Consider the following 13085-nt stretch of genomic DNA (forward strand, 5'->3'; position numbering starts at 1 on the left):
CCTCCGCCGCTGCCGTCACGCCGCCGCCAGTCTGACCCCGGACGATTCCGCATCCCGTGCGGCAATTTCCTCGGCCCAATGGAGAATTTCCATCGTGCCATCGTAATGCTCGACCAGCGCGGTGCAACCCTCCACCCAATCGCCGTCGTTATAATATTCGATTCCGGCGATGGTGCGCATCTCCGCCTTGTGGATGTGCCCGGCAATCACGCCGTCGATGCCGCGGTGCGCCGCCTCGTGCGCAACGATCTCTTCGAACTTGGAAATGAAGGACACGGCGTTCTTGACCTTCTGCTTGGCGTATTTGCTGAGCGACCAGTAGGGCAGGTTCAACGCACGGCGGACCAGATTGACCCACCGGTTCAGGCTCATCATCATTTCGTAGGCGGCGTCGCCCAGATGCGCGAGCCAGCGGTGCGACATGGTGATCGCGTCGAATTCGTCGCCGTGCAGCACCAGCAGGCGGCGGCCGTCGACGGTCTCGTGAATCGCCTGGCGCCGAATTTCGACGCCGCCGAAGTTCAGCCCCGAAAACTGGCGGAACATCTCGTCATGGTTGCCGGGGATATAGACGATGCGGGTGTTGCGCTTCGCCCGCTTCAGCACGCGCCACACGATGTCGTTATGTGCGGCGGGCCAGTAGAAGCGCTTCTTCATCGCCCAGCCGTCGATGATGTCGCCGACCAGGTACATGGTCTCGCTGTCGACATGGTCGAGGAAGTCGATCAGCATCGCCGCGTTGCAGCCGCGCGTGCCCAGATGGACGTCGGAAATCCAGACGGTGCGATACTGGCGGCGCCCGCCGACGGTCCTTTCCGGAATCGACGGTGTAATCGAATGAAAGTCCGCGATCTGCGCCGTATCGAACGGAAGCCTGGTGATCGTCGCCATCGGCCCATGTCCCCGCAATCATATTGCCTGGACGGCAGATGCCGAATCTTTGTTACAGATCGAACCGTTCGAAATTCATGCCGCTGTCACAAAGTCGCATCGATCGGCACATGTCCGGGCTCTGCGGCAACGCGGGCGATCCATGCGCGGACATGCGGGTAGCGCTGGAGATCGAAGCCGCCTTCGTCGGCGACATGGGTATAGGCATAGAGCGCGATGTCGGCGAGTCTCAGCCGCGATCCGACGAAGAAATCGGCCCGCTCCAGATGCGCATCCATCAGCGCCAGCGCCGCCTCGCCCGCCGCCATCTTGGCCGGCAGCAGCGCGCGCTGGAAATCGGTCAGGTTCGCCTCCCCGACCCAGCGGCGCCAGAAGCGCGGCGTCGCGACATTGGGCTCGTGGGTATATTGCTCCCAGAACATCCAGCGCAGCATGTCGGCATGGTCGAACCGGTCGATCGGGATCAACGGCGTGCCATGCGCCAGATAGACGCAGGCGGCATTGCTTTCGGGCAGGAAATCGTCGCCGAGCTGGAGCACCGGGATGCGACCGTCGCGATTGACCCCGTCCAGGAACTGCGCGGTCCGCGTCTCGCCCTTCAATATGTCGTACTGGCGCCGCTCCAGCGGGATGCCCGCATGCGCCGCCGTCAGTCGGATCTTGTAGCAGTTTCCCGACAGCGCGAATTCATGCAGCACCAGTTGCGACATACAACATCCTTTTCGGACCAATCTTCGATCAGCCGATCGTCAGCACGATCTTACCGACATGGTCGCCCTCCTCCATCCGCCGATGCGCGTCGGCGGCCTGATCGAGCGGGAACGTGGCGTCGATCACCGGCTTCAGCTTTCCCTCCACCACCAGCGGCCACACTGTGCGCGTCAGCTCGTCGGCGACCAGCGTCTTGAACTCCACGCTGCGCGCCCGCAAGGTCGATCCGGTCAGCGTCAGCCGCTTGCGCATCACCGGCCACAGCGGAATCGTCGCCTCGCCCCCGCGCTGCGCCGCGATCGAGACATGGCGCCCGTCCTCGGCCAGGCATTTCAGGTTGCGTGGCACATAATCGCCGCCGACCATGTCGAGCACGATATCCACGCCGCGCCCGCCGGTGATCTCCGCCACCCGCGTGACGAAATCCTCGGTCTTGTAGTTGATCGCATGATCGGCGCCGAGCGCGCGCGCCGCGGCGCATTTCTCATCCGATCCGGCGGTGATGATGCTCGTCAGCCCGAACAGCCGGGCCAGCGCGATCGCCATGGTACCGATGCCGCTGGTGCCGCCATGCACCAATATCCAGTCGCCTTCGCTGGCATAGGCGCGCTCGAACACATTGGTCCACACCGTGAACAGCGTCTCGGGCATCGCTGCCGCCTCGACCATGCTGAGCGCGGGCGGCACCGTCAGGCACTGCCCGGCAGGCGCCACCGCATATTCGGCATAGGAACCGCCCGTGACGAGGGCACACACCTTTTGCCCCAGCATTTCGGGGGGCACATTCTCGCCCAGCTGCACGACGGTGCCCGACAGCTCCATGCCCAGAATCGTCGGCGCGCCGGGCGGTGGCGGATACAGGCCCATGCGTTGCATCATTTCGGGACGGTTTACCCCGGCGGCGGCGATTTTAATCAGCACTTCGCCCGTTCCAGGCACGGGAACAGGCCTCTCGACAGGCACCAGAACCTCGGGTCCGCCCGGCGACTCTGGGTCGATCGCCAGCATTTTTGCAGGCACGATCATCAGCTTACCGCTTTCATTATCACAACAACCCGGGGACTTATTGACATCGCCCTGCCCAGGGTCAACGTTCGGTTTGCGATGGACGCCGAAGAGAATCTCCCACGTCGCAAGGACGATCTGCTTGCTCGACTGGGCACGCAGGATCTCGACCCCTATTCGGTCGAGGAGCTGCAGGAGCGGATCGCGCTGCTGGAGGCCGAGATCGAACGAACCCGCCTGCGGATGCAACGCGCCGTCAACCATCGCGCAAACGCTGACGCCTTGTTCCGGCGATGAACGGAGCCGCACCGGCCCGGCGAAACGCCTATAATGCCTGGTGAGGACCCCCAACGCTTGATGCAAGGCGCAACCCTCCCGACATACGGGGAAATCGGGCTGCGTATCCCTCTGGCCCGACTGGAGTAGTCAAATGCCAAGTTTCGCCTCCGCTCTCGAATCCACGCTGCACAAGGCGCTCGAAGCCGCTTCTTCGCGCCGCCACGAATATGCGACGCTTGAGCATCTTCTGCTGGCGCTCGTCGATGACGAGCACGCCTCGAAGGTGATGAGCGCGTGCGGCGTCGACCTGGGCGAACTGAAAAATACGGTGGCCCATTATCTGGATACCGAACTGGAGGCGCTGAAGGTCGACAACGCGACCGATCCGTCGCCGACCAGCGGGTTCCAGCGCGTGGTCCAGCGCGCCATCCTGCACGTCCAGTCCTCGGGCCGCGACGAAGTGACCGGGGCAAACGTCCTCGTCGCGCTGTTCAGCGAGCGCGAGAGCTATGCCGTCTATTTCCTGCAACAACAGGACATGAGCCGGCTGGATGCGGTCAGCTTCATCAGCCACGGCGTCGGTAAGGGCACCCCCCCGGTCGAGGCCGCCACACCCAAGGGTGTCGAGGAAGACAAGGCCCCGAAACAGGATGCCAAGGGCGGCAAGGGCGAAAGCGCGCTCAAGCAGTTCACGGTCGACCTCAATGAAAAGGCGCGTAACGGCAAGGTCGATCCGCTGATCGGTCGCGGCCCCGAAGTGGATCGCACGATCCAGATCCTGTGCCGCCGTTCCAAGAACAACCCGCTCTATGTGGGCGATCCCGGCGTCGGCAAGACCGCGATTGCCGAGGGGCTGGCGCGCAAGATCGTCGAGGGCCAGGTGCCCGAAGTGCTGAAGGAAGCCGTGATCTACTCGCTCGACATGGGCGCGTTGCTGGCCGGCACCCGCTATCGCGGCGATTTCGAGGAGCGGCTTAAGCAGGTCGTGACCGAGCTGGAAAAGCTGCCCCACGCGGTGCTGTTCATCGACGAGATCCACACCGTCATCGGTGCCGGCGCGACCAGCGGCGGCGCGATGGATGCGTCGAACCTGCTCAAGCCGGCGCTGTCGGGCGGTTCGATCCGCTGCATCGGCTCGACCACCTACAAGGAATTCCGCAACCACTTCGAAAAGGACCGGGCGCTGCTCCGGCGCTTCCAGAAGATCGACGTGAACGAGCCTTCGGTCGAGGACACGATCAAGATCATCACCGGCCTGCGCTCGGCGTTCGAGGGGCATCATTCGGTGAAGTACACCCCCGACGCGATCAAGTCGGCGGTCGAGCTGTCGGCGCGCTACATCAACGACCGCAAGCTGCCGGACAAGGCGATCGACGTGATCGACGAAGTCGGCGCGATGCAGATGCTGGTGCCGCCGAGCCGCCGGAAAAAGGTCATCACGACCAAGGAAATCGAACAGGTGATCGCCACGATGGCGCGCATCCCGCCGAAATCCGTTTCGACCGACGATACCAAGGTGCTGGCGAACCTGGAAACCGACCTGAAGCGGGTCGTGTTCGGGCAGGACAAGGCGATCGAGGTGCTGTCCTCGGCGATCAAGCTCAGCCGTGCGGGCCTGCGCGATCCGGACAAGCCGATCGGCAACTATCTGTTCAGCGGCCCCACCGGCGTCGGCAAGACCGAAGTCGCCAAGCAGCTGTCCGAACTGCTCGGCATCCCGCTCCAGCGGTTCGACATGTCCGAATATATGGAGCGGCACAGCGTCTCGCGGCTGATCGGCGCGCCTCCGGGCTATGTCGGGTTCGACCAGGGCGGTCTGCTGACCGACGCAGTCGATCAGAACCCGCATTCGGTGCTGCTGCTCGACGAAATCGAGAAGGCGCATCCGGACCTGTTCAACATCCTGCTCCAGGTGATGGACAATGGCCGGCTGACCGACCAGCACGGCAAGTCGGTCGATTTCCGCAACGTCATCCTGATCATGACCACCAATGCCGGCGCGTCCGACATGGCGCGGGAATCGGTCGGTTTCGGCGACATGGGCAACCGCGAGGATGTGCAGGAAGAGGCTGTGAAGAAGCTCTTCACCCCCGAATTCCGCAACCGCCTCGATGCGATCGTGCCGTTCGATTACCTGCCGACCGCCGTGGTCGGCCGGGTCGTGGACAAGTTCATCCTCCAGCTCGAATTGCAGCTGGCGGATCGCGGCGTCCACATCCAGCTGGACGACGAGTCCAAGGCGTGGCTCACCGAGCGCGGCTATGACAAGCTGTACGGCGCACGTCCGATGGGTCGCCTGATCCAGGAGAAGATCAAGCAGCCGCTGGCCGAGGAACTGCTGTTCGGGAAGCTGATCCATGGCGGCGAAGTGAACGTGAAGCTCAAGGACAAGGCGCTGGTGTTCCAGATCGTCCCCGCCGCGCCCAAGAAGACCAAGGGCAAGGGCGGCAAGAAGCCCGAAGCGGTCAAGGCGAAGTAACCGCCGCGACCTGCCGAAACCGTGAACGGGCCCGGGGAGCGATCCCCGGGCCCGTTTCGCATGGCGCGCGGCCACAGCCACCGCGCACGCACTAGGCACCGACAACCCGGCAAAAAGTTCCCACCGCCCCCGCAATTTTTACGGGTTGTTTGTCATGTCGGGCCTAGCACACGGCATGTTTCGCACCCCAAGGGTCTTTTCGCTGTTCTGGCTGATCGCCGGATTGATACTCGTTTTCCAAGGACCATCGGCGCACGCCCAGACCGGCATGGCGGGAAAGCCGCTGGGCATCTGTATCCTGCCCGATACCGGCGGCATGAACCCCGCGCTGCTGATCCACCACCCCGAACGGTTCGATTGCACCTCGCCGCAATACCGATTCGGCTATGGCGATTTCTGGGTGATTTCCTCGGATATCGATGCAGTATCGAGTGCAACCCGCCCGCTCAGCGTGCGCACGTCGAGCACCTGGCTCAACCGGCTGTCGCTGCACATCCTTTATTCCGACGGCAGAATGGAGAGCACGTCCACCGGCTCAACCGGCGTGACGCCGTTGATTCAGCTGGGCGCGATTGTCGAACAGACTTTGCCGACCAGCGATGCGCCGGTCGAACGCGTCCTGTGGCATGTCGAAGGCGCGGCGAACGTGCGCGGTATCCTGCTCGGGCCCCGGCTGGCGACCGCAGCGGAGAGCGCGGACATCAACCTCCAGATGGCGGCGCTGTACGCCGCGTTCGCGGGGCTGTGCATCGCGCTCATCATGTACAATCTCGCGCTGTGGGCCGCGTTGCGGCACCCGTTCCAGCTGCACTATTGCGTCATGGTCGCGTGCCTGCTGGCCTATGCCTTCACGTCGTCCGGCGCGATGGCCTGGGTGTTTCCGGCAGTCGCCAACAATGATCGGCTGCGTCTCAACTATCTGTTGCTCGGCGCCACGGGTGCGTCGGCACTGATCTTTGCGCGCAGCTTTTTCGAACCGCGCATCTTCGCGGGCTGGCTGGATCGCTACGCGCGGGGCGTGTCGCTGGCGATGTTCGGATCAGGCGTGCTGTTCTTCGTCGGAGCGCCGCTGTACGTGAATGTGCCCGACGCGCTGTTCACGCTTTCCTTCCTCGGGCTGGCGACCGTGATCGGCCCCATGCTGTGGCGCGCGTGGCGGCGACGGAGCAATTATCTGTGGCTGTTCGCGCTTGGGTGGGGCGCGCCGATCCTGATGGCCTTGCTGCGCACATTGTCGTCGCTGCACGTCCTGCCGTGGAGCTTCTGGCTGGACAACTCGACGATCCTTTCCTCCGCCACAGAGGCGCTGATGTCGGCGGTCGCCATCGCCTATCGCATCCGCCTGCTCCGCGACGAGCGCGACGATGCGATCGCCAGCGAAGTCATGGCCCGCCGCCTGGCCGATACCGATCCGCTCACCGGCCTGCTCAATCGCCGCGCGTTCCTGGACCGTGCGATCGGGCGCCCCGGCGAGCAGGTGCTGCTGATCGCCGATCTCGACCATTTCAAGCGCGTCAACGAGACGCTGGGGCATGACGGCGGCGACGAAGTGCTGCGCGTATTCGCCCGCATCCTGCGCAGCACCGTGCCCGCACAGGCGCTGGTCTCGCGCATGGGGGGCGAAGAGTTCGCGATCCTCACCACCGCCGAACAGACCGTGGAGCCCGATCTGCTGCTCGCCCGGCTCCGCGCGGCGCACATGCCGTTCGATCTCAAGGTGACCGCCAGCATCGGGGTGTGCCGGGGGCCGATCCAGAATGATGTCGACTGGAAGGCGCTGTATCGGGGCGCGGATTCGGCGCTGTTCGATGCCAAGTCCGCCGGGCGCGACCGCGCCCGCGCCGCGCTGCGCCGCGCCGCCTGACGCCCTTGCGTGGCCCGGCCTGCGCGCCTATCCTTCGGCCCATGAGGGAACCGGGCATGCCAGGGCGCAATCGTGCAATGCTATTGGCGGCCGCCATTGTGCTGGGGATTGGCGCGCTGACGGCGCAGCACCCGCATGCCAACATCGAAATCCTGACGCATCAACCCGACGACGTCGCCCCGCGCCAGGTTCGCGCGGCAGTCGATCTGGGCCTGGTCGCCGTTTCGGTGCTGGTCACCTGGAGCCGCCGGCTGGCCTATTGACGTTTACGTAAGGCTGCTTACACTTTTGTAAATGATCGATCCTGAAGCCATCTGGCGTACCGCGTATCAGCATCCGGGCAAATGGGACGACAGCTTCCCGCCCCTCTCCATGGTCGAGCTGTTCGACGCCAGCGCGCGCGCGCACCCCGATGCCCCGCTGCTCGATTTCATGGGCCGCAAGTACAGCTATGGCGAAACGCTGGACGGTGCCGCGCGAGTCGCGTGCGGGCTGGCGGCGCTGGGGTACGGCCGGGGCGACCGCATCGGCCTGTTCCTGCCCAACGTGCCGCACTATGTCGCAGCCTATTACGGTGTCCTCAAGCTGGGCGCGACGGTCGTCAATTTCTCGCCGCTCTATTCGGTGGACGAGCTGATGGCGCAGGTCGCCGATTCGGGCACCCGCCTGCTGTTCACCCTGTCCGCCTCCGCCCTGCTGCCGACGGCGCTCAAGGTGCTGGAGCAAAGCGCGCTGGAGCGGCTGGTGGTCGGGTCGATCGCCGGCGCGCTGCCGCCGGCCAAGTCGCTCTTCTATCGCTGGTTCCGCAGCGCAGAGGTCACGCCGCGCCCGCACGATCCGCGCATCCTCGCCTTTTCGCAGCTCATCCATAACGATGGCGCGTGCGTCACGCCGCCGATCGACCCCGAGCACGATCTGGCGCTGATCCAGTATACCGGCGGCACGACGGGTGTCCCCAAGGGCGCGATGCTGACGCACCAGAACCTGTCGGCCAATGCCCGCCAGGTCGCCCGGCTCGACCCCGATTTCGGCAAGGCGCCGGACAGCATCCTGGGCGTGCTGCCGTTCTTCCACGTCTTCGCCAACACCTGCGTGCTCAACCGCACCGCGCTGACCGGCGGCGAGATCGTGATGCTGCCGCGCTTCAACGCGAAGCAGGCGCTGGCCGAGTTGCGCCGCACCCGCCCCCGCTCGCTACCCGGCGTGCCGACGATGTACCAGGCGCTGCTCGACGCGCCGGGCATGAAGCCCGACGATTTCAGCAGCCTGCGCTTCTGCGTTTCCGGCGGTGCGCCGCTGCCCGAACAGATCAAGACGGTGTTCGAGAAAGTGACCGGCGCCCGCGTGATCGAGGGCTATGGCCTGTCCGAAACTTCGGGCGTCGTCTCGGCCAATCCCTATGTCGGGCTGAACAAGTCGGGTACGATCGGCCAGCCTATCGCCGGCACCCGCGTCCGGCTGGTCGACAAGGAAGACCCCACCCGCCCCCCGCCCGAGGGCGAGCCGGGCGAGATCGTGGTGTCCGGCCCCCAGATCATGAAGGGATACTGGAACCGCCCGGATACCGATTCGACTGTGTTCGTCGATGGCCACTGGCTGCGCACCGGCGATGTCGGGCTGATCGACGAGGACGGCTATATCCGCATCGTCGATCGACTGAAGGACATGATCGCCGTCGGCGGCTTCAAGGTGTTCCCGAGCCAGATCGAAGCGGTGCTGTACAAGCATCCTGCGGTGAAGGAGGCGCTCGTCCTCGGCCTGCCGGACTCGTATCACGGCGAACTGCCTCACGCCTATGTCACGCTGGCCGAAGGGCAGGAAGCCGATCCGGTGGAACTCGCCACCTGGCTCAACGCCCAGCTCGGCAAGCACGAGCGCGTCGCCGAAGTCGTGGTGCGCGACAGTCTTCCCAAGACGATGATCGGCAAGCTCAGCCGCAAGGATTTGTTGGCGGAGGTGCGGGCCGAGCGGTGATTTCGCCTCGAGTCGCCCTCACCCTTCCGGCGCTTCGCGCCTCCCTCCCTCTCCCGCAGGCGGGAGAGGGGTAGAAGCCGATGCCCTCTCCTCCCTGCGCGAGCTGACCCGCCGGCGCCCTCAATCTCCGGCATCCCCGCAAATCCTCCCCCGGAGGGGGAGGGGGACCGGCGCAGCCGGTGGAGGGGTAGTTGCCCCAGGCAGACCGTGTGAGCGTCGGCCCTTCACATCATCGACATCCAGTATTTCCGGCTCGCCGCGCTTTGGGCCCAATCGACGGATGCAATGCGCGGCGACTCCCTCAATCCCCCGGCGTCGGTGCCTTGCCCTCGCCGGTGAACATCACTGCCTTCAGGTTCATGAACTCGTGCATTCCCCATGGCCCCAGTTCGCGGCCATGGCCCGATAGCTTCACGCCACCGAACGGCGCCTCCGGCGTCGACGCGAGCAGCGCGTTGACGACGGTCATCCCGCTGTCGATATCGCGCGCGAAGCGGTCGATCTCCGCCTCGTCCTGCGTCCACACCGACGAGCCCAGGCCATAGGGTACGTCGTTCGCCAGCGCGATCGCCGCGTCGATGTCGGCCACCTTGTACACCGCCGCCACGGGTCCAAAGATTTCCTCCTTCGCCACATCGCTTTCGGGGTCGAGGTCGGTCAGCACGCCGGGCGTCATCCACGCGCCCTCGCGCTCGATCTTCTCGCCGCCCAGCGCCAGCGTTGCCCCCGCCGCGACGGCACGCTCCACCTGCTCCAGCACGGTATCGCGCTGCTGCACGCTGGAAAGCGGCCCCATCACGGTGTCGTTGGCCATGGGATCGCCGATCTTCACCGCGCGCATCCCCGCCATGAACCGCTCCAGGAACGCATCATACACATCGGCATGGACGATCATCCGCTTGGCACAGATGCAGCTCTGCCCGGCATTCTGCACGCGCGCAGTCACGGCGGTCTTGGCGGCCTTGTCCAGATCGGCGGAGGGCATGACGATGAACGGGTCCGATCCGCCCAGTTCCAGCACCACTTTCTTCAGCGCGCGGCCCGCCGCCTGCGCGACCTTGGCACCCGCGCCTTCGCTGCCGGTCAGCGTGACGGCGACCACGCGCTTGTCGGCAATGATCCCGGCCACCTTGTCCGAACCGATCGCCAGATTCTGGAACAGCCCGTCGGGCGCGCCGCCGGCGGTCGCCATCTGCTGGATCAGGGCGGCACAGCCCTGCACGCTGGAGGCGTGCTTCAACAGCCCGACATTCCCCGCCATGATCGTCGGGGCGAGGAAGCGCACGACCTGCCAATAGGGGAAGTTCCACGGCATCACTGCCAGCACCGGCCCCATCGGCAGCCAGCGCGCCTGGGCATGGCCCGTCACGGTCCTGACCTCCCGCGTTTCCAGATAGCCGGGGCCATGCTCGGCATAATGGCGGAAGCCCGCGACGCACTTGTCCACCTCGGCCAGCGCGCTCGCCAGCGTCTTGCCCATTTCACGCACGGCCACCTCCGCCAGATGCTGCCGGTTCGCCTGCCACTGGTCGGCGATGGCGTGCAGCAGCGCGGTGCGCCGATCGAGCGGACTGTCGCGCCACGCCCGGAACGCCGTCTGCGCCCGCGTCAGCGCCAGCTCGACTCCCGCATCATCCAGTTCCGGGATGGGTTCGCCGGGCGCGCCGGTGGCGGGGTTGATGCTGGTGAACATGGGACGTCTCCTGGAAAGGGGTGCCGCTTGAACGCCAAAGCTAGGGTTTCGATGCCGCCCGCGCAAATTAGACGCGGGTATGTTGCCATCGCGCCCTGCCCTGCCGCATAGCAGGGCCATGGCAGACCAAGCGGACATCGCGGCGCTTTCCTTCGAGGAAGCGCTGAAGGAACTGGAACGGATCGTGGGGCGGCTGGAGAGCGGCGAGGCCGCGCTCCAGGAGGCGATCGACCTGTACGAGCGCGGCGACCAGCTGCGCCGGCAATGCGCCGCGCGGCTCGACGCGGCACAGGCCCGGATCGAGGCGATTCGCACCGATGCCGATGGCCGCGCGGCGGGCACCACGCCCTTCGCTGCAGCCTGATCGGCGTGGCGACGATGGCCGATGCGTCCCTCCCGCTCCAGGCAGCACTTCGCGACGTATCGGTCGAGATCGACCGCCAGTTCGACCAGCTGCTCGCGGTGCCGGACGATCCGCGCGCCGGGCTGTACCGCGCGATGCGCCACGCCGCGATCGGCGGGGGCAAGCGGCTGCGCCCGTTGCTGGTCTTTTCCACGGCGCGGCTGTTCGGCGTGGACCGCAGCTGCGCGGCGCGCGTCGCCACGGCGCTGGAATGCATCCACGTTTACTCGCTGATCCATGACGATCTGCCGGCGATGGACGATGACGACATGCGCCGGGGCAAGCCCACGGTGCACAAGGCGTTCGACGAAGCCACCGCGATCCTCGCGGGCGATTGCCTGCACGACCTGGCGTTCCAGATCCTGGCGGACGAGGCGACGCATGCCGATCCGTTCGTGCGGGTCGAGCTGATCGCCGAACTCGCCCGCGCCTCGGGCCCCGCCGGGATGGCCGGCGGGCAGATGATGGACCTGGAGGCCGAACGCGCCAGCTTCGATCTCCAGACGGTCACGCGGCTCCAGGCGCTCAAGACCGGCGCGCTCATCAGCTGCGCGGTCGAATCGGGCGCCATCCTGGGCAAGGTCGCGCCCGAGGCACGCACCGGGCTGCGCGGCTATGCCCGCGACGTGGGGCTGGCGTTCCAGATTGCCGACGACATCCTCGATGCCGAGGGCGACGAGGAACTGGCGGGCAAGAAGCTGCGCAAAGATGTGGGCCAGGGCAAGGAAACCTTCCTCACTCTGCTCGGCCTCGACCGCGCCCGCGCACAGGCGCGGCTGCTGGTCGATCAGGCGATCGAGCACCTCCATTCCTATGGCGCAGAGGCAGACCTGCTGCGCGACATCGCCCGTTTCACGCTGGAACGCGATCGGTGAAGCCGCTGGCGGGTCTGGCTGGCTTTGCGCTTCTGGCAACCGGGTGCAGCGATCAACCGTCCGAACCCGCGATGCTGGCCATGCTCCGCGAGCAAGCGGCGTTTCCCGGATGCGATGCTGCCATGCCGCGTTTCGTGTCCCGCGCGGCGGGCGGCGGCTGGCAAGGCAGCGGCATCACCGTCGAGGTATCCCTGACCAAAGACTGCGCGGCGCGATGGACCAAGGCGATGCGGCGCTCCTGCACGCACGGGCCCAACGCCATGCAATGTGGCAACGACAATAGCGGGAGCAGCATTACCATGCACGCCAACGACAAAGCTGTGGTTTATCTGTGGTCGCTGACATGACCATTCGCACCGGGGTCTATCCCGGCACCTTCGATCCGATCACGCGCGGCCATATGGACATCATCCGGCGCGGCGCGAAGCTGGTCGACCGGCTGGTCATCGGCGTGACCACCAATCCGTCGAAGAACCCGATGTTCACCGTCGAGGAGCGCATGGCGATGGTGCTCCGCGAGACGGCGGGGATCGAAGGCGACATCCAGGTCGTCAGCTTCGATTCGCTGCTCATGGACTTTGCCGAGCGCCAGGGTGCCAGCGTGATCGTGCGCGGGCTCCGCGCGGTCGCCGATTTCGAATATGAGTATCAGATGGCGGGCATGAACCAGCAGCTGAACGACCGGATCGAAACGGTCTTCCTGATGGCCGATGTCTCGCTCCAGCCGATCGCCAGCCGGCTGGTCAAGGAAATCGCCCTCTATGGCGGCGCGATCCGCAAGTTCGTGCCCGAGCGCGTCGAGGCCGAAGTGAGCGCGCGCGTTGCGCAGATCGGCCGCAAGGGCAGCTGAGTCTCAGGCTTCCCGCCGCCGCGCGATTGTTCTAGACCCGCCGCCAAGACCCAAGTTTTCG

The 13085-nt window shown here is 65.7% G+C and carries 13 protein-coding genes; 9 read left to right on the forward strand and 4 right to left on the reverse strand.

Annotation, left to right across the window (positions count from 1 at the left end):
- Positions 1-15: 15 nt before the first annotated feature.
- The 3 genes from ACG3SL_RS14415 to ACG3SL_RS14425 form a co-directional block, all read right to left on the reverse strand.
- Positions 16-891: a UDP-2,3-diacylglucosamine diphosphatase gene (locus ACG3SL_RS14415; protein WP_448661866.1), complete on the reverse strand. Its 876-nt coding sequence runs from the start codon at positions 889-891 to the stop codon at positions 16-18.
- Between the two features lie 86 nt (positions 892-977).
- A complete protein-coding gene (locus tag ACG3SL_RS14420) occupies positions 978-1601 on the reverse strand; it encodes a glutathione S-transferase family protein (RefSeq protein WP_448661867.1) in 624 nt (207 codons plus the stop codon).
- Positions 1602-1629: 28 nt separating this feature from the next.
- A complete protein-coding gene (locus ACG3SL_RS14425) occupies positions 1630-2628 on the reverse strand; it encodes an NAD(P)H-quinone oxidoreductase (RefSeq protein WP_448661868.1) in 999 nt (332 codons plus the stop codon).
- Positions 2629-2706: 78 nt separating this feature from the next.
- On the opposite strand from ACG3SL_RS14425, the gene ACG3SL_RS14430 reads away from it, so the two are divergent.
- The 5 genes from ACG3SL_RS14430 to ACG3SL_RS14450 all read left to right on the forward strand — a co-directional run bounded on the left by ACG3SL_RS14430 (position 2707) and on the right by ACG3SL_RS14450 (position 9203).
- Entirely contained in the window at positions 2707-2904 is a 198-nt protein-coding gene (locus tag ACG3SL_RS14430) for a DUF1192 domain-containing protein (protein WP_448661869.1), read from the forward strand.
- A gap of 133 nt (positions 2905-3037) precedes the next feature.
- Positions 3038-5365 (forward strand): ATP-dependent Clp protease ATP-binding subunit ClpA, encoded by a 2328-nt coding sequence (gene clpA, locus ACG3SL_RS14435; protein WP_448661870.1) that lies wholly within the window; start codon positions 3038-3040, stop codon positions 5363-5365.
- A gap of 175 nt (positions 5366-5540) precedes the next feature.
- Complete coding sequence (locus ACG3SL_RS14440) at positions 5541-7229, forward strand: sensor domain-containing diguanylate cyclase (RefSeq protein ID WP_448661871.1); 1689 nt, start codon at positions 5541-5543, stop codon at positions 7227-7229.
- Positions 7230-7306: 77 nt separating this feature from the next.
- Positions 7307-7492, forward strand: a complete 186-nt coding sequence (locus ACG3SL_RS14445; protein ID WP_448661872.1) for a hypothetical protein — start codon at positions 7307-7309, stop codon at positions 7490-7492.
- Positions 7493-7523: 31 nt separating this feature from the next.
- Positions 7524-9203, forward strand: coding sequence for a long-chain-fatty-acid--CoA ligase (locus ACG3SL_RS14450; protein ID WP_448661873.1), 1680 nt, complete (start codon positions 7524-7526; stop codon positions 9201-9203).
- 301 nt (positions 9204-9504) lie between these two features.
- Here ACG3SL_RS14450 and ACG3SL_RS14455 read toward each other — a convergent pair whose 3' ends face one another.
- Positions 9505-10896: an NAD-dependent succinate-semialdehyde dehydrogenase gene (locus ACG3SL_RS14455; RefSeq protein ID WP_448661874.1), complete on the reverse strand. Its 1392-nt coding sequence runs from the start codon at positions 10894-10896 to the stop codon at positions 9505-9507.
- Positions 10897-11014: 118 nt separating this feature from the next.
- Here ACG3SL_RS14455 and ACG3SL_RS14460 point away from each other — a divergent pair, with 118 nt between their 5' ends.
- From ACG3SL_RS14460 to coaD, 4 genes are read left to right on the forward strand one after another with little or no spacing between them, the layout of a single operon-like run.
- Entirely contained in the window at positions 11015-11260 is a 246-nt protein-coding gene (locus tag ACG3SL_RS14460) for an exodeoxyribonuclease VII small subunit (protein WP_448661875.1), read from the forward strand.
- Between the two features lie 14 nt (positions 11261-11274).
- Positions 11275-12174 carry a polyprenyl synthetase family protein gene (locus ACG3SL_RS14465; RefSeq protein ID WP_448661876.1) on the forward strand — a complete coding sequence of 300 codons (900 nt, stop codon included), beginning with the start codon at positions 11275-11277 and terminating at the stop codon, positions 12172-12174.
- Positions 12171-12521 carry a hypothetical protein gene (locus tag ACG3SL_RS14470; RefSeq protein WP_448661877.1) on the forward strand — a complete coding sequence of 117 codons (351 nt, stop codon included), beginning with the start codon at positions 12171-12173 and terminating at the stop codon, positions 12519-12521. The genes ACG3SL_RS14465 and ACG3SL_RS14470 overlap by 4 nt, the downstream gene beginning before the upstream one ends.
- A gap of 2 nt (positions 12522-12523) precedes the next feature.
- Positions 12524-13024, forward strand: coding sequence for a pantetheine-phosphate adenylyltransferase (gene coaD, locus ACG3SL_RS14475; protein WP_448665136.1), 501 nt, complete (start codon positions 12524-12526; stop codon positions 13022-13024).
- Positions 13025-13085 lie beyond the last annotated feature (61 nt).

Source organism: Sphingomonas degradans (genome assembly GCF_053502645.1).